At 72.8% G+C, this 19,092-nt stretch carries 17 protein-coding genes; 7 read left to right on the top strand and 10 right to left on the bottom strand.

The annotated features are described in order from the left end of the window. Nucleotide 1: 1 nt before the first annotated feature. Entirely contained in the window at nucleotides 2–601 is a 600-nt protein-coding gene (locus tag ABC304_RS07500) for a DUF402 domain-containing protein (protein WP_412929927.1), read from the bottom strand. A 23-nt stretch (nucleotides 602–624) separates the two neighbouring features. Here ABC304_RS07500 and ABC304_RS07495 point away from each other — a divergent pair, with 23 nt between their 5' ends. After that, nucleotides 625–1,899: an isochorismate synthase gene (locus tag ABC304_RS07495; protein WP_412929926.1), complete on the top strand. Its 1,275-nt coding sequence runs from the start codon at nucleotides 625–627 to the stop codon at nucleotides 1,897–1,899. 18 nt (nucleotides 1,900–1,917) lie between these two features. Here the strand turns inward: ABC304_RS07495 and ABC304_RS07490 are convergent, their stop codons facing one another. The 3 genes from ABC304_RS07490 to ABC304_RS07480 all read right to left on the bottom strand — a co-directional run bounded on the left by ABC304_RS07490 (nucleotide 1,918) and on the right by ABC304_RS07480 (nucleotide 5,140). Then, a complete protein-coding gene (locus ABC304_RS07490) occupies nucleotides 1,918–2,781 on the bottom strand; it encodes a polyphosphate kinase 2 family protein (RefSeq protein WP_412929925.1) in 864 nt (287 codons plus the stop codon). Nucleotides 2,782–2,869: 88 nt separating this feature from the next. After that, nucleotides 2,870–4,711: a 2-succinyl-5-enolpyruvyl-6-hydroxy-3-cyclohexene-1-carboxylic-acid synthase gene (gene menD, locus ABC304_RS07485; protein WP_412929924.1), complete on the bottom strand. Its 1,842-nt coding sequence runs from the start codon at nucleotides 4,709–4,711 to the stop codon at nucleotides 2,870–2,872. 3 nt (nucleotides 4,712–4,714) lie between these two features. Continuing rightward, nucleotides 4,715–5,140, bottom strand: a complete 426-nt coding sequence (locus ABC304_RS07480; RefSeq protein WP_412929922.1) for a PLD nuclease N-terminal domain-containing protein — start codon at nucleotides 5,138–5,140, stop codon at nucleotides 4,715–4,717. 142 nt (nucleotides 5,141–5,282) lie between these two features. Between ABC304_RS07480 and ABC304_RS07475 the strand changes: the two genes are divergently transcribed. Then, complete coding sequence (locus tag ABC304_RS07475; protein WP_412929920.1) at nucleotides 5,283–5,561, top strand: DUF4229 domain-containing protein; 279 nt, start codon at nucleotides 5,283–5,285, stop codon at nucleotides 5,559–5,561. Between the two features lie 14 nt (nucleotides 5,562–5,575). On the opposite strand, the gene ABC304_RS07470 is transcribed toward ABC304_RS07475, so the two are convergent. Further along, nucleotides 5,576–6,556, bottom strand: a complete 981-nt coding sequence (locus ABC304_RS07470; protein ID WP_412929918.1) for a 1,4-dihydroxy-2-naphthoate polyprenyltransferase — start codon at nucleotides 6,554–6,556, stop codon at nucleotides 5,576–5,578. Nucleotides 6,557–6,629: 73 nt separating this feature from the next. Then, nucleotides 6,630–7,238 (bottom strand): TetR/AcrR family transcriptional regulator, encoded by a 609-nt coding sequence (locus ABC304_RS07465; protein WP_412929916.1) that lies wholly within the window; start codon nucleotides 7,236–7,238, stop codon nucleotides 6,630–6,632. A gap of 69 nt (nucleotides 7,239–7,307) precedes the next feature. On the opposite strand from ABC304_RS07465, the gene ABC304_RS07460 reads away from it, so the two are divergent. Together ABC304_RS07460 and ABC304_RS07455 are read left to right on the top strand one after the other, a co-directional pair. Further along, on the top strand, nucleotides 7,308–8,573 hold the full coding sequence (locus ABC304_RS07460; protein WP_412929914.1) for an MFS transporter: 1,266 nt from the start codon (nucleotides 7,308–7,310) through the stop codon (nucleotides 8,571–8,573). 80 nt (nucleotides 8,574–8,653) lie between these two features. Beyond that, nucleotides 8,654–9,049, top strand: coding sequence for a VOC family protein (locus tag ABC304_RS07455; protein WP_412929912.1), 396 nt, complete (start codon nucleotides 8,654–8,656; stop codon nucleotides 9,047–9,049). Nucleotides 9,050–9,062: 13 nt separating this feature from the next. Here the strand turns inward: ABC304_RS07455 and ABC304_RS07450 are convergent, their stop codons facing one another. The 3 genes from ABC304_RS07450 to ABC304_RS07440 form a co-directional block, all read right to left on the bottom strand. Next, nucleotides 9,063–10,208, bottom strand: coding sequence for an AMP-binding protein (locus tag ABC304_RS07450; RefSeq protein ID WP_412929910.1), 1,146 nt, complete (start codon nucleotides 10,206–10,208; stop codon nucleotides 9,063–9,065). Nucleotides 10,209–10,319: 111 nt separating this feature from the next. After that, nucleotides 10,320–11,267 carry a 1,4-dihydroxy-2-naphthoyl-CoA synthase gene (locus ABC304_RS07445; protein WP_412929908.1) on the bottom strand — a complete coding sequence of 316 codons (948 nt, stop codon included), beginning with the start codon at nucleotides 11,265–11,267 and terminating at the stop codon, nucleotides 10,320–10,322. Continuing rightward, entirely contained in the window at nucleotides 11,264–12,067 is an 804-nt protein-coding gene (locus ABC304_RS07440; protein ID WP_412929906.1) for an LLM class F420-dependent oxidoreductase, read from the bottom strand. Before ABC304_RS07440 ends, ABC304_RS07445 begins: the two co-directional genes overlap by 4 nt. 141 nt (nucleotides 12,068–12,208) lie before the next feature. On the opposite strand from ABC304_RS07440, the gene ABC304_RS07435 reads away from it, so the two are divergent. Next, nucleotides 12,209–13,237, top strand: coding sequence for an o-succinylbenzoate synthase (locus tag ABC304_RS07435; RefSeq protein WP_412929904.1), 1,029 nt, complete (start codon nucleotides 12,209–12,211; stop codon nucleotides 13,235–13,237). An 18-nt stretch (nucleotides 13,238–13,255) separates the two neighbouring features. Here ABC304_RS07435 and ABC304_RS07430 read toward each other — a convergent pair whose 3' ends face one another. Beyond that, entirely contained in the window at nucleotides 13,256–13,876 is a 621-nt protein-coding gene (locus tag ABC304_RS07430; RefSeq protein WP_412929902.1) for a TetR/AcrR family transcriptional regulator, read from the bottom strand. Between the two features lie 127 nt (nucleotides 13,877–14,003). On the opposite strand from ABC304_RS07430, the gene ABC304_RS07425 reads away from it, so the two are divergent. Both ABC304_RS07425 and ABC304_RS07420 read left to right on the top strand, forming a co-directional pair. Further along, nucleotides 14,004–16,961, top strand: a complete 2,958-nt coding sequence (locus tag ABC304_RS07425; RefSeq protein WP_412929900.1) for an efflux RND transporter permease subunit — start codon at nucleotides 14,004–14,006, stop codon at nucleotides 16,959–16,961. Then, entirely contained in the window at nucleotides 16,958–19,072 is a 2,115-nt protein-coding gene (locus tag ABC304_RS07420) for a YhgE/Pip family protein (protein ID WP_412929898.1), read from the top strand. The genes ABC304_RS07425 and ABC304_RS07420 overlap by 4 nt, the downstream gene beginning before the upstream one ends. Nucleotides 19,073–19,092 lie beyond the last annotated feature (20 nt).

Raw genomic sequence — 19,092 nt, 5'->3', positions numbered from 1 at the left:
TCTAGGCGGGGGTCGCTGTGCCGGCGCCGGGAGCATCGTCGGGCCCGAGACCGTACTCCGCCAACCGGGCGAGCCACGCCGAGGCGGTCGTCGGGTCGAACGGCGTGAGCCCCGCCGTCACCTGGCGCTCGAGCTCCGTGGCCAGCGCGTCGAGGTGCTCGACGATCTCCGCGGGGTAGCCGTAGCCCACCCGGTGCTCGTCCCACTCGTCGCGGTCGTCGATGTAGATGCCACGGTCGACGCGCGACACGACGTCGAGGTCCATGTCGATGCCGGTGGGGTCGGAGCCCTCGTCCCAGCGGACGTCCCACGCGATGTCGATGTAGACCGAGGTGGGGTGCGGCGGCGCGTTGTGCGTGTACGCGTAGTCGCCGCTCAGCGGCAGCAGCGTCACGCTCGCGTGGTCGGTCGCGAAGTCGCGTCCGGGGCGGGTGCTGCGCCAGCCGGCGGGCTGGCCGAACCACTCCCCCCACTGGTCGCGGCCGAGGTAGACGCACTCGTGCACCCAGTGGACGCCGCCGTCCCACTTCCGCCAGCGGAACGCCAGCGCCGTGCCCGGCGCGGGGCGGACGGGGCTCTGCGGCAGGCGGTCGTCGGTCACGGAGCCGAGTCTAGGCTGGGAGCATGAGCTCCCGGCCCGCGCACACCGCGCCCCCGCGGCTCCGCTCCATCACCCGCGAGATCGACGCGGTCGAGGACGTCCTGTCCTACACCCCGGGCTACGACCCGCTCTTCTGGAGCCGTCGCGGTGACGCGATGGCCGGCTTCGGCTCGGTGCTCTCGTTCGGGGCGCGGCCGGGCGCGGGCATCGCGCAGATCGCCGCCACGTGGCGCACGCTGTCGGCCGCGGCATCCGTCGACGATCCCGTCGGAGTGCCCGGATCGGGTCTCGTCGCCTTCGGCGCCTTCGTGTTCGACCCCCGGTCGGCGCGGCGCAACGCGCTGATCGTGCCCGACACGATCGTCGGCCGCCGGGCCGGCCGGTCGTGGGTGACGCGCATCGGCTACGTCGACGCGGAGGGCCTCGAGCCCGAGCTTCCCCCGCGCACCCCCTTCGGCCCGCACTGGTCGGCGACCCTCGGCCCCGGTGCGATGACACCCGAGGGCTACATGAACGCGGTCGCCGACGCCGTCGAGGCGATCCGCGCCCGGCGGCTCGACAAGGTCGTGCTCGCCCGCGATCTGGTCGGCACGATCCCCGCGGGCTCCGATCTGCGACGGCTCGTGCGCGAGCTCATGACCGGCTATCCGGACTGCTGGACCTTCGCCGTCGACGGCGCGATCGGCGCGAGCCCCGAGACCCTCGTGTCGGTCGCGCACGGCACGGTCACCGCGCGCGTGCTCGCCGGCACGATCGCCCGCGGTGCCGACGCGGACGCGGACGCCGCGGCATCCCTCGCCCTCGCTACCAGCAGCAAGAACCAGGACGAGCACCGCTTCGCTGTCCGGAGCCTGCTCGACACCCTCCGCCCGCACACCAGCGCGCTGGCGGCGGCGGACGAGCCGTTCACCCTCAAGCTGCCGAACGTCTGGCACCTCGCGACCGACGTGGAGGGCACGCTCGGCGACGGCTCATCGGCCCTCGATCTCGTGCAGGCCCTGCACCCGACCGCTGCGGTGGGCGGCACGCCCCGCGACGTGGCGATCGAGGAGATCCAGCGGCTCGAGCCCTTCGACCGCGGTCGGTACGCGGGCGCGGTCGGATGGACGGATGCCGCGGGCGACGGCGAATGGGCGGTCGCGCTGCGATGCGCGCAGGTCGGTCCGGCCGTCGTCGGGGCTCCCACGATCCCGGTCGTCGCGCACGCCGGTGCGGGCATCGTCGTGGACAGCGACCCCGAGTCGGAGCTGCTGGAGACGCGCGTGAAGTTCCGCCCGATCGTCGACGCGCTGGCCTGACCCGAGCGACCGCCGGCGTCAGGTCGCGGCGAGCCGCTTCTGCTCGGCCTCGACGTCGAAGGTGGCCTCCGGCCACTGCGGGTCGATCTCCTCGAGGGCATCGAGCAGCAGTGCCTGCACGGCCAGCCGCGCGTACCACTTGCGGTTGGCGGGGACCACGTGCCACGGGGCCGCCTCGGTCGACGTGCGCTCGAAGGCGATCTCGTACGCCTCCATGTAGGCGGGCCAGAGCTCGCGCTCGTCGACGTCGCCGGGGTTGTACTTCCAGTACTTGTCCGGACGGGCGAGGCGCTCGCCCAGCCGCTCCTTCTGCTCGTCGGCGGAGATGTGGAGCATGACCTTGACCACGCGCGTGCCGCCATCGACGAGGCGCTTCTCGAAGTCGTTGATCGCCCCGTAGCGTCGCTCGATCTCCTCGGCGGGGGCGAGTGATCGCACGCGGCCGATCAGCACATCCTCGTAGTGCGACCGGTCGAACACCCCGATGAAGCCCGGCTCGGGCACCCGCCGCTCGACCCGCCACAGGAAGTCGTGCGCGAGCTCTTCCTTCGTCGGCTTCTTGAACGCCGTGAGCGCGACGCCCTGCGGGTCGACGGAGCCGACGACGTGGCGGATGATGCCGCCCTTGCCGGCGGAGTCCATCGCCTGCAGCACGAGCAGCACGCTGGCGTGCGTCGCCTCCGACCGGCTCTCCGCATACAGCCGCTCCTGCAGCTGGTCGAGACGTACGACCCCGGCGGCGAGATCCTTCTGCCCGTGCGACTTGCCCGCCGTGTAACCGGGGGTCGACGACGGATCCAGGTCGGCGAGGCGGAAGCCCGGCCCGACCCGCAGCGCTGCGGACGTGTCGGCGGACCAGTTCTGCGAGGTCGAGGCAGTCATCCCGCCATCATGGCCGCGCGTTCCGACACCGGCAACCGCGGACGACCATCCCGCCGAGACGGAGCCCGCGGCATCCCGTCGCACGAGGTCAGCGCGCGAGCGGGACCTCGATCAGCTGACGCCCGCTCACCGGGGACGTCAGCAGCTGGTCCAGGGCCGACCGCGTCGTGACGCGGTGGTACTCCCAGCCGTAGGCGAGGGCGAGGTCCTCGAGGCGGACGTCGTGCGGGGTGTAGAGCACGCGCTCCATGTCGGCCGCGGGGGCGGTGCGCGCCACCTCGAGGGTGTCGAAGATCGTGCCGCCGCCGTCGTTGCCGACGATGACCTGCAGACGCGGCTCGGTCTCACCGGGCGGCAGCAGCAGACCGCCGACGTCGTGCAGCAGGGTGAGATCGCCGAGCAGCACGCGCGTGACGCCGGCCGCCTGCGGGCGGGCGAGGGCGACACCGGTCGCCGTGGCGACGGTGCCGTCGATGCCGGCGAGGCCTCGGTTGGCGTGCACAGGGATCTTCTTGCCCCCGACCAGCGCGTCGGCCACGCGCACGAGCCGCGACGACCCGAACACGAGGCGGTCGTGCGGCCACGTCGCACGCCACACGGCGTCGACGAGGGAGGCACGGTCGACGGGGGTCCGCACGGCGGCCATCTCGGCCTCCAGCGCGACACGGCGCTCGTGCGGATCGAGCGAGGCGAGGCCGTCGGCGTCGGGAGCGGGGGGCGTGAGATCGACGGATGCCGCGCGGGAGGCCTGGATCCAGGCGCCCAGCCAGTCGCGGTCGGTCTCGCCCGCCTCGACGGCGACGGTGTCGAGCGCGGTCGTCGCGCCGTTGAGGTTGAGCGGCTCACCCGGACCGCGGAGCGCGAAGACCTCCACCTCGGGGTCGGACAGCAGGCGGTTCACCTCGCGGCTGAGCGTCGGGTGCCCGAGCACGACCGCCCGCTCGATGCGCCCGCCGAGCTCTGCGTCGGAGAGCAGACCGCGGTAGCCGTGCACGAGGTTGCGCCCGAAGCGGGCGCTCGAGACCACCTCGGCGATGAGCGGCCAGCCGCCGGCATGGGCGAGCGCCTCGGCGTCGGGGCCGGCATCGGCGCCGGCGATGACGACCGTGCGCGGACCGCGGGCGAGCACGTGCGGGCGCGCCTCCTCCTCGGGAGGCAGGTCGGACTCGCCGATGCCGCCGCCGCCCTGGTAGAGCGCCCCGGACGGCTCGTCGGCGGGCGCGGCGCCCTCGTCCTCCGCGTCGCCGATCGGGCCGGACTCGTCTGCGGCGGCGTCCACCCCGCGAGCCGGACCGGAGGAGGGCGCGGCGGCGTACGCGAGCCAGTCGGGCAGGTCGCCTGCAAGCGGCTCACGGCAGGGCACGTTGAGGTGGACGGGACCAGCGGAGCGCACGCCCTCGCCCAGCGCGGCGGCCACGGCAGCAGCCGCCATGTCGCGCAGGAGCACCGACTGCGGACCGTCGCCCGCGGCATCCGTCTCCTCGGGCACCGGCAGGTCGGCCTCGAGACGGACGCTGGGCGAGAAGAGGCCCGGCTGCCGCGTGGTCTGGTTCGCACCGACCCCGCGGAGCTCCGGGGGCCGGTCGGCGGTGAGCAGCAGCAGCGGCACGCCGGCGTGGTGGGCCTCGAGCGCGGCGGGGAGGAGGTTGGCGGCGGCGGTGCCCGACGTGCAGATCACCGCCGCGGGCAGACCCGACTCCCGTCCGATGCCGAGCGCGGTGAAGCCCGCGACCCGCTCATCGATGCGGACGTGCAGCCGGACGAGGCCCTGCCGCTCCAGCTCCGCCGCGACGAGGGCGAGGGCCTGCGAGCGCGAACCCGGGCTCAGCACGATGTGCCGCACGCCCGCGGCGACGAGGCCGCCGAGCAGGGCGGCAGCAGCGTCCGTCGCCGGAGCCGCGGAGGTCCGCTCGTCGTCGAGGTCAGTCACCGGTCAGCCGACGGCGCCGCGCTGACCGCGGCCGTCGTCTTCGCCGTCGGCGGGCGGCGTGGGGTCGACGTCGGCTGCGGGCTTCTGCCCGTCGGGGCTCCACCGCGGGTCGTCGCCCTCGGCGTCGAGCTGGGCGAGCTCCTCCTCAAGACGGCGGATGCGCTCGTCCTGGTCGGTCGTCGCGGCGCGACGCGTGAAGAAGTCGGGGTCGTCGTCGGGGGCCAGACGGGTGGCGACGACGGATGCGCGCACGCGCCCGATCGTGAGCCACAGGAGACCGCCGAGCACGGGGATGAAGAGCACGATGAGGATCCAGATCGGCTTGCTCACACCGCGATGGCGATCGGCGGGCTGCACCGCGCAGTCGACGATGGTGTAGACCCAGAAGACGGTCAGCACCAGCGCCACGATGAGCAGTACGCGAGCCACGTCCCCAGTCTAGGCGCGCGTTCCCGGGGCCGACCGGCTCGTGGCCGAACTGTGAGGGAGCACCCAGGACGGGCGACGGACGCCCCGCCCCGGCCCCCACCGCGGACGGCAGCCGCATCGGGGCGCGGCGTAGAATGAGGGGGTGAAGCTTCCTCCCGTGCTCGTGTTCACGGTTCTGAGGCTGCTGGCCTTCCTCGTGCCGTTCGGCATCATGATGCTGTTCCCGGTCTTCCGCGACCTCTACTGGCTCGCGGCGATCTTCGCCGCCCTCATCGGCCTGAGCCTGTCGGTGATCTTCTTCCGCAAGCCCCTGGCGGCGGTGTCGGAGCAGGTCGAGCGCCGCCGCCGCACGTCCACGGTCGTGCGCGACGAGGACGTCGAGGATGCCGCGGCTGAGGACATCGCGCCGCGCGACGTCTGAGACGCCGCCGCAGATCAGCCGACGAACGCCCAGAAGAGGAAGCCGGCGTACGCCACCGCGGCGAGCGACGTCAGCGCGAGGGCGATGACAAGCTCCTTGGGAGCGCGGTAGGTCCACACGATGAGGATCGCCGGCAGCACCAGCAGCAGCACGAGCAGCGACAGCCACGCGATCGGGTAGAACAGCGCGAGGAAGCCGGCGATCACGAACGGCGCGAGCACGAAGACGGTGAACAGCACCTGGGTCGCGCGGCGCCCGACGAGCACCGAGAGCGTGCGCTTGCCCGCGAGGCGGTCCTGGTCGATGTCGCGGAGGTTGTTGGCCAGCAGCACGGCGCAGGCCAGCAGGCCGATCGCGACCGCGCCGAACCACGCCTCCTGGGGCAGCTCCCGCACCTGCACCCAGGTGGTGCCTAGGGTGGCGACGAGACCGAAGAACACGAAGACGAACAGCTCCCCCAGCCCGGCGTAGCCGTAGGGCCGCTTGCCGCCGGTGTAGAACCAGGCCGCGACCAGGCAGGCCGCGCCCACCAGCAGGAACCACCACTGCTGGGTGCGAATCGTGAGCGCGAGCCCGGTCACGCCGGCGATGGCGAAGAAGATGAGCGCGACGGTGAGCACCGTGCGCGGCTTCGCCCGCCGCGAGGCGGTCAGGCGGGCGGGACCGACGCGGACGTCATCGGTGCCGCGGATGCCGTCGCTGTAGTCGTTGGCGTAGTTCACGCCGATCTGCAGGGCGACCGCGACGACGAGGCAGGCCAGGGCGAGCGCCCAGTGGAAGAGCCCGTCGACGAGGGTCGCGGCGCCCGTTCCGACGACGACGGGTGCGACGGCGAGCGGGAGGGTGCGCAGGCGCGCGGCGCCGATCCAGTCGCGGGCCGTCGCCTTCTCCACCCGGCGCGGGTCACGCGACGCGTGCGCGCGCTGGGGATTGCCGCGCGGCGGCTGCCTCTTCGGACCGGGGTGCTTGCGCTTCTTGCTGGGGGTTCCTGCCACGAGTGGTCATCCTAGACGGGCGCCCGAGGAGCAGATGCCGCGGCATCCGCCTCCCGTCGGTGACGACGGACGGTCAGCGGCCCGACAGGCGGGACTCGATCGGCGCCCAGCCGTTCTCCAGCAGCGCGAAACCGGCCTCCAGGAGGCCGAGCTGGTCGTCGCTCTCGATCACCATCATCTGCGTCTGCAGGACGAAGCGGGCGTACACGCGGATCTCGGCCGTCGGCTCCTCGAGTCCGACGTCCTCCGCGATCGCCTGGGCGAGGGCGTCCTCGTGCCGCAGCCACATCTTGGCGCCGTACTCCCGCAATGCCGGCGTCTGATTCATGAAGTCGATGAACACCCGGGCGACGTCGGGCCCGTGCTCCTCCGCGCTGAGGCGGACCTCCTGCACGTAGAAGTCGTGGATGGCGCGATGGATCGGCACGCCCGCCGGACGCTCGTGCACCGCCGCGACGAGGCGGTCGCGCTGCTCGGTGTCCTCGTCGAAGACGAGCGCCTCCTTCTGCGGGAAGTGCGCGAACACGGTGGTGGGCGAGACGTCGGCCGCGTCGGCCACCTCGCGGATGCTCACGTTGTCGAAGCCGCGCTCGAGGAACATCATCGTCGCGACGTCGGAGATGGCCTTCCGCGTCGCGGCCTTCTTCCGCTCTCGTCGGCCGACCGGGCTGGGTGGGGACATGACGGCATTGTATCCGGAATCGAACCGAAACTGACTTGACACCAATACTGGTACCGATACAGTTTCGGTATGACTTCAGTTTCTTCGCCTGCGCCGAAGCGCGCCTGGACGATGCTCATCGTCCTCACCATGCTCACGACGGCGGGCATGACCGTGGTGCTCCCCGTGCTCCCGTTCGTCGTGCTGCGCTATGTGCCGCAGGAGAACGACCTGGCGCTCTGGGTCGGCACGCTCGAGGCCGTCAACGGACTCTGCGCCTTCCTCGTCGCCCCCTTCCTGGGGCGGCTGTCCGACCGCTTCGGGCGGCGCCCGGTGATCATCGCCGCCGCCTTCGGCGCCGCGCTGTCGATGACGCTCTTCGGTGTCGGGGGCTCGATCTGGGTGCTCCTGCTGGCCCGCGTCATCCAGGGCCTCACCGCCGGCGACCTCCCCGCACTCTTCGCCTACCTCGCCGACATCACCCCGCCCGCCCAGCGCGCGCGGCGCTTCGGACTGCTGGGCGCACTGGCGGGCATCGGCACCATGATCGGCCCCGCCCTGGGCGGCGTGCTGGGGGCGATCAGCGTCGAACTGCCGGTCTTCGTGACGGCGGGACTGGCGCTCGTGATCGCCGTGCTCAGTCTCTTCCTCCTTCCCGAGAGCCACCGCGCGGAGAACCGCATCGCCGCGATCCGGATGGGCGACGTACAGCCGTTCGCGGTCTTCCGCAGCGCCTTCCGCCGCCCCGAGCTGCGCGGACTGATGATCGGCTTCGCACTGCTGGCGCTGCCGTTCGGCTTCTTCGTCAACAACTTCAGCGTCCTGGCGCTCGACGCGATCTCGTGGGGACCGACGCAGATCGGGCTCACGACCGCCGCCGTGGGCATCATCGACATCCTCATCCAGGGCGTGCTGCTGGGCATCCTCCTCCCCCGCATCGGAGAGCGGGCCGTCATCGTGAGCGGCATCGTGACGCAGATCGTCGGGCTCGCGGGCCTCGCCGTCGTCGCATCGGTGTTCGCGCAGCCGTGGCTGTTCATCGCCGGTGCGCTGATGCTGGCCGCCGGACAGGGGGCGTCGCAGGCGGCGATGGACGGTGCGATGTCCAACGCCGTCGGAGCCGACGAGCAGGGCTGGCTCGGCGGAGCCACGCAGTCGCTCAACGCCGCGATGGGCACGGTCGCCCCGCTGATCGCCGGCGCGCTCTACGTCGGTGTCGGCCACGCGGCGCCGTACGCGCTGGGGGTCGCACTCATGGTGGTCGCGGCGATCGTCGTCGGCCGCGCGCACATCGCCGATGCCGCCAAGCGCCCGATGGAGCCGGTCGCTCCGGAGCCCACGCCCGTCCTGCGCTGACGTGGTTCCACCGGAGGAGCGGATGCCGCGGCATCCGCTCCTCCCTTGATCGCCGCCGCGCAGGGGTCACACTGGCCCGCATGATCGAGATCGCCACGACGGTGCTGACCGTCGAAGATGTGGGCCGCGCGGGCGACTTCTGGCGCGCGGCGCTCGGGTACGTCAACCGGCGGGAGCCGACCGACGACTGGGTGATCCTGGACCCGGCCGCCGGGAAGGGGGCCGCTCCGTCCATCGCGCTGTCGAAGACCGGGTACCCCCAGCACTACCCGCCGCGCCTGCACCTCGACATCTACGCGGACGACCAGGCGGCCGAGGTCGAGCGGCTGCGCGGGCTGGGCGCCGCGAGAGTCGAGTGGGACGGCTATCCGCCGGACGCCGACTTCGTCGTGATGGAGGACACCGAGGGCAACCGCTTCTGCGTGGTCGACGCGCCCGACTGGTTCGAGCCGGGCGGCCGCGAGCGCCGCACCTGACGCTCGGCCGGGGTCAGGCGAGGTTGCGGCGCAGGCGCTCCCGGTCGGGCTTGCCGGACGTGAGCTGAGGCAGAGCCTCCACGGGCACCAGTCGCGAGGGGCGCGCGTGCAAGCCGATCTCGCGGCCGACGGCGTCGCGGGCGATGCGCAGCAGCTCCTCGGCCCGCTCGTGGGCGTCGGGTGCGTCGGACACGATGACGGATGCCTCGCCCCACCGATCGTCGGCGACGCCGATCACCACGGCGGCGTGAAGACCCGCGATGCCCCGCACGACCCGTTCGACGCGGTCGAGGGAGACGTTGATGCCCCCGGAGACGATGACGTTGTCGATCCGCCCCTGCACCCGCAGCACGCCGTCGTCGATCTCGGCCTCATCCCCCGTGCGGTACCAGCGGGTGCCGTCGGCGTCGACCGGGAAGGCGGCCGCGGTGCGCTCGGGGTCGCCGAGGTAGCCGTCGGCCAGGGTCGGGCCCGACAGCTGCAGCTCGCCGTCGACGACGCGCATGCGCGTGCCGTCCAGCGGGACACCGTCGTACACGCAGCCGCCGCTCGTCTCGGTCGAGCCGTAGGTGCGCACGATGCGCACACCGGCGGCCTCGGCGCGCTCGCGCACCGAGGCCGGCAGCGCCTGCCCGCCGATGAGCACGGCCTCGAAGGAGCGCGCCGCCCGCAGCACCGTGTCGTCGTCGGCGGCGGCATCCAGGATCGCCTGCAGCTGCGCCGGCACGAGGGAGGTGTAGGTCGGCACGCGCTCTCCCCCGCGCGCCGAGGCCATCATGAGCGCGGCGGAGGAGAAGGTCTGAGGGGTGAAGCGTCCGCTGAGCACGGCGGGCTCGCGGCCGGCGACGGTGGCGCGGACGAGCACCTGCAGACCCGCGACGTACGTCGGCGGCAGGGCGAGGAGCCAGGCGCCGCTGCCGATGCGCTCCGCCGTCGACATCGCTGAGGCGGTCAGGGCGCTCCGGCTCAGGATGACGCTCTTGGGGACGCCGGTCGAGCCGGACGTCGTCACGACCACCGCCGTGCCCGCCGGCACCTCCGCGGGCGAGCTGCCGGCGGTGGCCCCGAGCGCGAGGGCCGGACCGGCACCGTGCAGTGCGGACTTCACGGCCGCGAGGATGTCGCGGGGATCGTCACCCGCCGGCGCTGCGAGCCTCATCGCCGCTCGCAGCTCCACGCATCCGAGAGAGAGGGAGCCGCAGCATCCGGTCGTCTCGCGGGTCGCCCCTGGTCGCGGACGCGCCTCCGTGGAGTTGCGCGCACGAACACGTCAGTACTGCCAGGGGTAGGGACCCCAGTCGGGGTCGCGCTTCTCCAGGAACGCGTCGCGCCCCTCGACCGCCTCGTCGGTGCCGTAGGCGAGGCGCGTCGCCTCGCCGGCGAACACCTGCTGTCCGACGAGGCCGTCGTCGACGGCGTTGAAGGCGAACTTGAGCATGCGGATGGCGGTCGGGGACTTCGTGAGGATGCCGCGGGCCATGCCCAGCGCCTCGCGCTCCAGGTCGACGTGCGGAACGACGCGGTTCACGGCACCCATCTCGTGGGCGCGCTGTGCGGAGTACTCCTCGGCGAGGAAGAAGACCTCGCGGGCGAACTTCTGGCCGATCTGGCGGGCGAAGTACGCCGAGCCGTAGCCGGCGTCGAAGGAGCCGACATCGGCATCGGTCTGCTTGAAGCGACCGTGCTCGGCGGAGGCGATCGACAGGTCGCACACCACGTGCAGCGAGTGCCCGCCGCCGGCAGCCCACCCGGGGATCACAGCGATGACGACCTTCGGCATGAAGCGGATCAGGCGCTGCACCTCGAGGATGTGGAGGCGTCCGGTGGGGCGCGCCAGCGAACCAGGGGTCTGGGGCGGAGCCCCAGCAGGCACAGCCGGGTCGGGCGCCGACGCGTCGTCGGCGGCGTAGGTGTAGCCGTCGCGTCCGCGGATGCGCTGGTCGCCGCCGGAGCAGAACGCCCAGCCGCCGTCCTTGGGACTCGGGCCGTTGCCGGTGAGGAGCACGACCCCGATACGCGGGTTCTGCCGCGCGTCGTCGAGCGCGCGGTAGAGCTCGTCGACGGTGTGCGGGCGGAAGGCGTTGCGCACCTCGGGGCGGTCGAACGCGATGCGGGCGATCCGGCCGTCGAGCGAGACGTGCGCGGTGATGTCGGTGTACGCCTCGGCGCCGGGGGCGAGCTCCCACTCCGCCGGATCGAACAGGTCGGAGACCGTCACGCGCGGGCGCCGTTCCGGGCGTCCCGCCAGTCGAGCCAGCGCTGCACCTGATCGAAGTCGGGCGTGCCGGGCGCCCAGCCGAGCGTGTAGAGGCGCACACCCGCGTCGTAGAGGGCGTCCGCGTCCGCGGCATCCCGGTTCTTCAGCTCGTTGGAGACGATGAGGCCCGAGACGTCGCGCTGCTCCTGCTCGGCCCAGCGGTCGATGACCGACAGCTTGTGCGCGAGTCCGGCGGCCGGCACGAAGCTGTGCCAGATGTCGGCGTGGCGGGCCACCAGGCGGAGGGTTTTCTGCTCGCCGGCGCCGCCGATCATGACGGGGATGCGGCGGGTCGGAGCGGGGTTCAGCCGGCCCCAGCGGGCCACGACGCGGTCGAGGCCCTCGGCGAGGTCGTCGAGGCGCGACCCGACCGTGCCGAACTCGTAGCCGTACTCGTCGTAGTCGCGCTCGAACCAGCCCGAGCCGGTGCCGAAGATGAACCGGCCGGTGCCGTCTTTCGCGCTGATGTGGTCGATCGTGCGGGCCATGTCGGCCTGAAGGTCGGGGTTGCGGTAGCTGTTGCAGTTGACCAGGGCGCCGAACTCCACGCGCTCCGTCTGCTCGGCCCAGGCCGCGAGCATGCTCCAGCCCTCGAAATGCGCGCCGTCGGGGTCGCCGTGGAGGGGGAAGAAGTGGTCCCAGTTGAACAAGATGTCCACGCCCATGTCCTCCAGCCGTGCCGCGGCATCGCGGATCTGGCCGTAGGTGGCGTGCTGGGGTTCGATCTGCACGCCGAGGCGCACGGGGGTGTCGAGGAGCATGCTCTCAGCCTAGGGTCGCGCGGTCGACGGCGGGTGGGGCGGGCGGGGCGCGGTTCGCACCGGCCGAGGCGGCCGAGGCAGCCGAGGTGGCCGGATGAGCCGAACCCCCCCTGCGCCGCCCGGGCAGGGCAGGATGGGGGCGTGACCGATGACGCTCCGCTGCCCCCGCTCGCCGACATCCTCGACACCGCGCGGGTGGTGGCGCTGCCACTGGTCACCCGCTTCCGCGGCATCGACGTGCGCGAGGCCGTGCTCATCGAAGGATCGGAGGGCTGGTCGGAGTTCTCGCCCTTCGTCGAGTACGCCGACGACGAGGCCGCGACCTGGCTCGCCGCCGCGCTCGACTTCGGCTGGAATGAGCAGCCCGCGCCCCGGCGCGACGCGATCCGGGTCAACGCGACCGTGCCGGCGGTGGCCGCAGCATCCGTCCCCGAGGTCCTCGCCCGCTTCGACGGCTGCCGCACCGCGAAGGTGAAGGTCGCCGAGGCCGGACAGCGGCTCGACGACGACGTCGCCCGCGTGCGCGCGGTGCGCGCGGCGATGGGCGAGGAGGGGCGCATCCGCCTCGACGCCAACGGCGCCTGGAACGTCGACGAGGCCGAGCACGCGATCCACGCCATGGCCGAGTTCGACCTCGAGTACGTCGAGCAGCCGTGCGCGAGCGTCGAGGAGCTCGGCGAGCTGCGCCGCCGGGTGAAGTACATGGGCATCCCGATCGCGGCGGACGAGAGCATCCGCAAGGCGGAGGATCCGCTCGCCGTGGCCGAGGCGGGTGCGGCCGACATCATCGTGATCAAGGCCCAGCCCCTCGGCGGCGTGCGCCGCGCCCTGCGCATCGTCGAGGCGGCCGGCCTCCCGGCGGTCGTCTCGAGCGCGCTCGACACCTCCATCGGCCTCGGCATGGGCGCCGCCCTCGCCGCCGCGCTGCCCACCCTGGACTACGACTGCGGTCTGGGCACGGCGTCGCTGTTCGCGCGGGATGTGACGGGGACGGATGCTGCGGCATCCGCTCTGGCGCCGCGCGGAGGCGTCATCGAGGTGAGCAGTGTCGTGCCCGAGCCGGCGCTGCTCGACGAGCTCGCCGCGTCGGCCGAGCGGCGGGAGTGGTGGCTCGAGCGGATCCGCCGCACGTACGCGCTCCTCGCCGCGCGAGCCGCGCAGCAGGACTGAGCCCGCGCGGAGCAGGCCTCAGCCGACGAGCACCTCGGCGAGCGTCTGCATCCGCAGGCTGACGACGCGGCAGAGCGCCTCGTCGTCCAGGCCCTCCATGGCGGCCCGGGAGGCCGCGGTCTCCCACGTCTCCAGGAGCATCCGGGCCATGGCCTCGGCGGGCAGCCGGAAGGTCAGGCCCCCCGCACGGCCCACGTCGGCGACGATCTCCGCGACGCGGGTGATCATGGCGTCCTGCCACGAGAGATAGCCGGCGGCGAGCGCCGCATCGCGCAGGGCGTGGGTGCGGATCTCGCTGAGCAGCAGCACGTCTTTGCGGCTGTCGTGCTCGACGTCGAGCAGCCGTCCGACGAGTTCGGCGGGGCGCAGGCTCCCGACGGCCTCCGGGTCGAGCTCGCGCACACGCGCGGTGACGGCGCTGAGCTTGTCATTGGAGACCCGCGTCGCGAGCTCGAGGAACAGCTCGTCCTTCGAGGCGAAGTTCGAGTAGAAGGCGCCGCGGGTGAACCCGGCGCGCTCGCAGATGGCCTCCACGGAGGTGGCGTCGAGGCCGTCCTCGGCGAAGACGTCGGCTGCGGCATCCAGCAGTCGGCGGCGCGTCCGCTCGCGGCGGGCGCTCGAGACGATGACGTCGGTCATACGCCCCCCTCCTGTGGTCTGCTCATTCTCACACGCGACACCCAGGCTGCCCGGGCAGTCCCTTACGATACACTTATGTATCGGATACGCCGGTGTATCCCTCGATCACCCTGATCCCGGAGGCACCGTGTCCACCCTGCTCTACGCCCTCGGACGCTGGTCGTACCGTCACCCCTGGCGCGTGCTCGTCTCATGGCTGCTCCTGCTCGCCCTCGTCGGCGGCGGCGTGGCGCTCCTGGCGAAGGGCACCGACAACAGCTTCTCCATCCCCGGCACGGAGGCCCAGGAGGGCATCCAGCTGCTGGATCGCACCTTCCCGCAGGCCAGCGGCACGAGCGCGCAGCTCATCGTCGTGTCCGCGGACGGCGACCGGATCGACGCCGACCCGTACCGCTCCGACATCGCCGGCGCGATCACCGACCTTCAGGCGCTCGACGGCGTCGCCGCCGTGCAGGATCCCTTCGACGACATGGTCACCGGGCTCGTCTCAGACGACGACCGCGCCGCGATCGTGCGCCTCCAGTTCGACGGTCAGGCGAGCGATGTGCCCGCCGAGACCGAGACGGCGCTGAAGGATGCCGCGCAGTCCCTGCGCGACGAGCTGCCCGCCGGCAGTCGGGTCGCCGTCGGCGGCGATCTCTTCTCCTCCTCCGTGCCGGCGCTGTCGATCACCGAGGCCGTCGGCATCCTGATCGCCCTGTTCGTGCTGATCATCGTGTTCCGCTCGCTCGTCGTCGCGTGGTTCCCCCTGGTCAGCGCGCTCATCGGGGTCGGGATCGCGATCGCCCTCATCTACGTGTCGACCGCCTTCGCCACGATCTCCTCCACCACCCCGCTGCTCGCGATCATGCTCGGGCTCGCAGTCGGCATCGATTACGCGCTGTTCATCGTCGCGCGACATCAGGACCAGGTCCGCGCCGGCATGTCGCCGGAGGAGTCCGCCGCCCGCGCCACCGGCACCGCCGGCTCGGCCGTCGTCTTCGCCGGCATCACGGTGCTCATCGCCCTCATCGGCCTGAGCTTCGCCGGCATCCCCTTCCTCACGACCATGGGTCTGGCCGCCGCTGTCGCCGTCGCGATCTCCGTCATGGTCGCCGTCACCCTGACCCCGGCTCTGCTGGGATTCGCCCGCGAGCGGGTCGCCGGCTGGGGATACCGGATGCTGCGCTCCGGCGTCGGGCCACGTCGCGGTCGCCGCGGCGCGGGCTCGAACCGAGCGGCCGGGGATGCCGGTCGGGCCGGTGAGCCCGGGGAGGATGCCGACGGCGAGGAACCCGGCGACGACGACACCGCCCCCGCCTCGCCGGTCTCCGTGACCCCGCTGAAGACGAACCGCTGGGTGGCGCTGGTGACGCGGCATCCGATCGTCACCACCGTCTCGGTCGTGATGCTGCTGGCGATCGCGGCGATCCCCGCCGCGAGCCTGCGCCTCGCCCTGCCGAACGCGGGCGTGCAGCCGCCGTCGAGCGAGGCCCGCCAGGCCTACGACCTGACCGCCGAGTACTTCGGGCCCGGCTCGAACGGACCGCTCATCATGACGGGCACCATCGTCACCTCGACCGACCCGCTCACGTTGATGAAGGACCTCGGCAGCGAGATCGAGAAGATCCCGGGGGTGAAGGAGGTCGCGCTCTCCACCCCCAACGAGACGATCGACACGGGTCTGATCCAGATCGTCCCCGAAACGGCTCCGGACGATCCGGCCACTGCCGAGCTGGTCCGCACCCTGCGCGCCCAGCACGACCGCCTGCTCGACGAGTACGCCGTCGACCTCAAGGTCACCGGATTCACCGCCGTCGGCATCGACATCTCCGACCGGCTCGGCGCCGCACTCGTGCCCTTCGGCATCTTCGTCGTCGGCCTCTCGCTCCTCCTCCTCACCATGGTGTTCCGCTCGATCTGGGTGCCGCTCAAGGCCGCCGTCGGCTACCTGCTGTCGGTCGCGGCATCGTTCGGCGTCGTGGCGGCCGTCTTCGAGTGGGGCTGGTTCGCCGACCTGCTGCACGTCACGCGCGAGGGACCGGTCATCAGCTTCATGCCGATCATCCTCATGGGCGTGCTGTTCGGTCTCGCGATGGACTACGAGGTCTTCCTCGTCTCCCGCATGCGCGAGGACTACGTGCACGCCCGCCGGGCCGCCGGTCGCGGCGGACGCGACATCGCCGTCGCGGCGGTGCGCTCGGGCTTCACGGCCTCGGCGCGCGTCGTCACCGCGGCCGCGGTCATCATGTTCGCGGTGTTCGCCGCCTTCGTGCCCGAGGGTGACTCGTCGATCAAGCCGATCGCCCTGGGTCTGGCCGTCGGCATCGCTGTCGACGCGTTCCTCGTGCGCATGACGCTCGTGCCGGCGGTCATGACGCTGCTGGGCGACAAGGCCTGGTGGATGCCGCGCTGGCTCGACCGCGTGCTGCCCCACTTCGACATCGAGGGCGAGGCGGTGGAGCGCGAGCTGTCCCTGAGTGCGTGGCCCGAGCCCGAGACCCGCTCGATCGCCGTCGCCTCCGGCCTCGGCCTCAGCGAGCGGGGCGTGACCCTCTACGACGACGTCGCTCTGCGGCTCGAGCCGGGCGAGACCCTGGTCGTGACCGGGGCCGGACGCCGCAGCATCCGGGCCCTGCTGCTCACGATCGCCGGCCGGCTCTCCCCCACCAAGGGCGCTCTCAAGGTCGCCGGACACCTGCTGCCCGAGCGCGCGGCCTGGACACGCAGCCACGTGGGCGTCGCTCTCCTCGGCGAAGACGACGACGCGTCGCCCGATGTGCTCCTGCGCCGCGCCTTCGCCGGACGCCCGACCCTCGTGGTGATCGACGGCCTCGACCTCGTCACCGATCCCGCCGCACGCGACCAGGTCGCCGCCACCCTGCGCGACGCCGTCCTCGTCGCCCGTGAGGAGGACCGCGCGCTCACCGTCGTCGCCGGCGGCGAGAACGGCGAGCGCGTCGCGCTCCTCGTCGGCGAGGCCATGCACACCCCCGTCGACCTCCTCGACCTCCGTCTGCTGCCGCGCCGCGACATCCCCGCGCCCACCGGCACCGCCCCCTCCTCGGCCCACGACGCCGACCTGACCACCGAGGTGCACGCATGACCCTCTCGCTCGAGCGCGCCCGCACGCGCACCCCCGTCACCTGGCTGACGATCATCGGCGTGATCCTGCTGCCCGTGCTCATCGGCGGCATCCTCGTCGCCGCGCTGTACAACCCGACGGAGCGACTGAACGAGATGACCGCCGCGGTGGTCAACGCCGACGAGCCCGTCACGATCGACGGTCAATACACCCCGCTCGGGCGCCAGCTCACGGCGGGGCTCGTCGAGGGGTCGGATCAGATCCCCAGCAACCTCACCTGGGTGATCTCCAACGATGAGGATGCTGCGGCCGGCCTCGCCGACGGCCGGTACCAGGCCGTCGTGACCATCCCGAAGAACTTCTCCGCCGCGGCGACCTCGTCGGGCCAGCAGCTCCAGGGCAGCGGAACCGCGCAGCAGGCGCTCATCCAGGTCAGCACGCCGCCCGACGCCAAGATCGTCGACGACGCCATCACCTCGCAGATCACGCAGGCCGCGGCATCCATCCTCGGCCGGACTCTTTCCTCCGCGACGCTCGAGAACGTCTTCGTCGGGTTCACGACGCTCGGCGACCAGCTGGGCACGGCCGCCGACGGCGCCGCGCAGCTCGCTGACGGTGCGCGGCAGTCCTCCGACGGAGCGACGCAGCTCGCCGGCGGCGCGAACGACATCGCCGACGGCGTCGACCAGCTCGCGAGCGGGGCGGGCGGCATCGCCTCGGGCGCCTCGGGCATCGCGACCGGCGCGACCCAGCTGTCATCGGGAGCCACGCAGCTCTCCGGCGGACTCGACGCGACCGCCTCGGGCCTCGACCGTCTGGCCGCCGGAGCCACCGCCAGCGCGAACGGCGCCCGGCAGATCGCCGACGGCGTCTCCCAGCTCCCGTCCGTGCCACCGGAGGTGGTCGAGGCCGCGAACGGACTCGCCGCCAACAGCGGCGAGATCTCCCGACGGGCGACGGATGCCGCGGCTCAACTCTCGCAGCTGGCCGCCACGTGCACGCAGCAGGGCGGATCCGCCGAGCTCTGCGACGGGGTCGCAGCCGCCTCGCAGCGCGCCGACGAGGCGCTGCCGGTGGTGACCGACGCGCTGTCGCAGTCCGGGCAGCTCGCCGACGGTGTGTCGAAGCTCGCGACCTTCGGGCCGACGCTCACCGCCGGACTGACCGGCCTCGCCGACGGCATAGATGAACTCGCGACCGGCGCGACGCAGTCCGCCGACGGCGTCGCGCAGCTCGCCGCGGGCGCCGACGGCCTCGCCGCCGGCGCCTCGCAGCTCTCGGACGGCGCCGCCCAGCTCTCCGGCGGCGCATCGCAGCTGGCCGCCGGCGCGACCACCGCGGCCGACGGCACCCGCCAGTGGAGCGCCGGCGCCACCGCGCTGGGCGACGGGGTGTCGCAGCTCGCCGACGGCAGTTCGACCCTCGCCGACGGCCTGCGCCAGGCCTCCGACGCTCTCCCGTCGCTCAGCGACGGCGGCGCGCAGAACCTCGCCGACGTGGTGGCCGACCCGGTCGCCGCCGAGGGTGCCGGCACGTCGCTCTTCGGCGCGGCGGCCGTGCCGCTGCTCGCGGTGCTCGCCCTCTGGGTCGGCGGACTCGCGACCTACGTCGCGCTGCAGGCGGTCTCACGCCGCGCGCTGACCTCGCGCCGGTCCTCGGCGATGCTCGCCCTCGGCGGCTTCGCGCCCGGTGCGGTGATCGGCGCCGTGCAGGGCCTGCTCGTCGCGGGAGCCGTGCAGCTCGCCGCCTCGTACTCGTGGAGCGACTGGTTCGCCTTCGCCGGGCTGTGCGTGATCGCGGGCGTGACCTTCGCCGCCGTCAACCAGGCGCTGGTGGCCGCGCTCCGCGGGATCGGACGCTGGATCGGCGCGCTGGTCACCGTCTTCGCGATCGCGACGGGCGTCATCTCGACGGTTCCGGCGTGGCTGACCTCGGTCGCGGGCCTGATGCCGACCGCCCCGGCCTACCAGGCGTTCATCGGCGTGCTGACGGGAGCCGGGGGCGTCGGCGCCGGCGTCACCGGAATGATCGTCTGGGCGGTGCTGTCGTTCGCGGTGACGGTGATCGTCGTGGCGCGCAAGCGCTCAGTGGCCGCACGGGCCTTCGTCGCAGCATCCACCCTCCCCGCCTGAGGTGCTCGCGGGGCGGGAGC

The organism is Microbacterium jepli (assembly GCF_047237905.1).
In the GTDB taxonomy this organism is placed as follows: Bacteria; Actinomycetota; Actinomycetes; order Actinomycetales; family Microbacteriaceae; genus Microbacterium.
This window is presented reverse-complemented; position numbering and strand designations above follow the sequence as displayed.

What these genes read in the sequence shown, in the direction of transcription:
- ABC304_RS07495 (WP_412929926.1), top strand. Translation starts at nt 625, where the DNA reads ATGAGCTCCCGGCCCGCGCACACCGCGCCCCCGCGGCTCCGCTCCATC.
- ABC304_RS07490 (WP_412929925.1), bottom strand. Translation starts at nt 2,781, where the DNA reads ATGACTGCCTCGACCTCGCAGAACTGGTCCGCCGACACGTCCGCAGCG.
- ABC304_RS07465 (WP_412929916.1), bottom strand. Translation starts at nt 7,238, where the DNA reads ATGTCCCCACCCAGCCCGGTCGGCCGACGAGAGCGGAAGAAGGCCGCG.
- ABC304_RS07460 (WP_412929914.1), top strand. Translation starts at nt 7,308, where the DNA reads ATGACTTCAGTTTCTTCGCCTGCGCCGAAGCGCGCCTGGACGATGCTC.
- ABC304_RS07455 (WP_412929912.1), top strand. Translation starts at nt 8,654, where the DNA reads ATGATCGAGATCGCCACGACGGTGCTGACCGTCGAAGATGTGGGCCGC.
- ABC304_RS07450 (WP_412929910.1), bottom strand. Translation starts at nt 10,208, where the DNA reads ATGAGGCTCGCAGCGCCGGCGGGTGACGATCCCCGCGACATCCTCGCG.
- ABC304_RS07440 (WP_412929906.1), bottom strand. Translation starts at nt 12,067, where the DNA reads ATGCTCCTCGACACCCCCGTGCGCCTCGGCGTGCAGATCGAACCCCAG.
- ABC304_RS07430 (WP_412929902.1), bottom strand. Translation starts at nt 13,876, where the DNA reads ATGACCGACGTCATCGTCTCGAGCGCCCGCCGCGAGCGGACGCGCCGC.
- ABC304_RS07420 (WP_412929898.1), top strand. Translation starts at nt 16,958, where the DNA reads ATGACCCTCTCGCTCGAGCGCGCCCGCACGCGCACCCCCGTCACCTGG.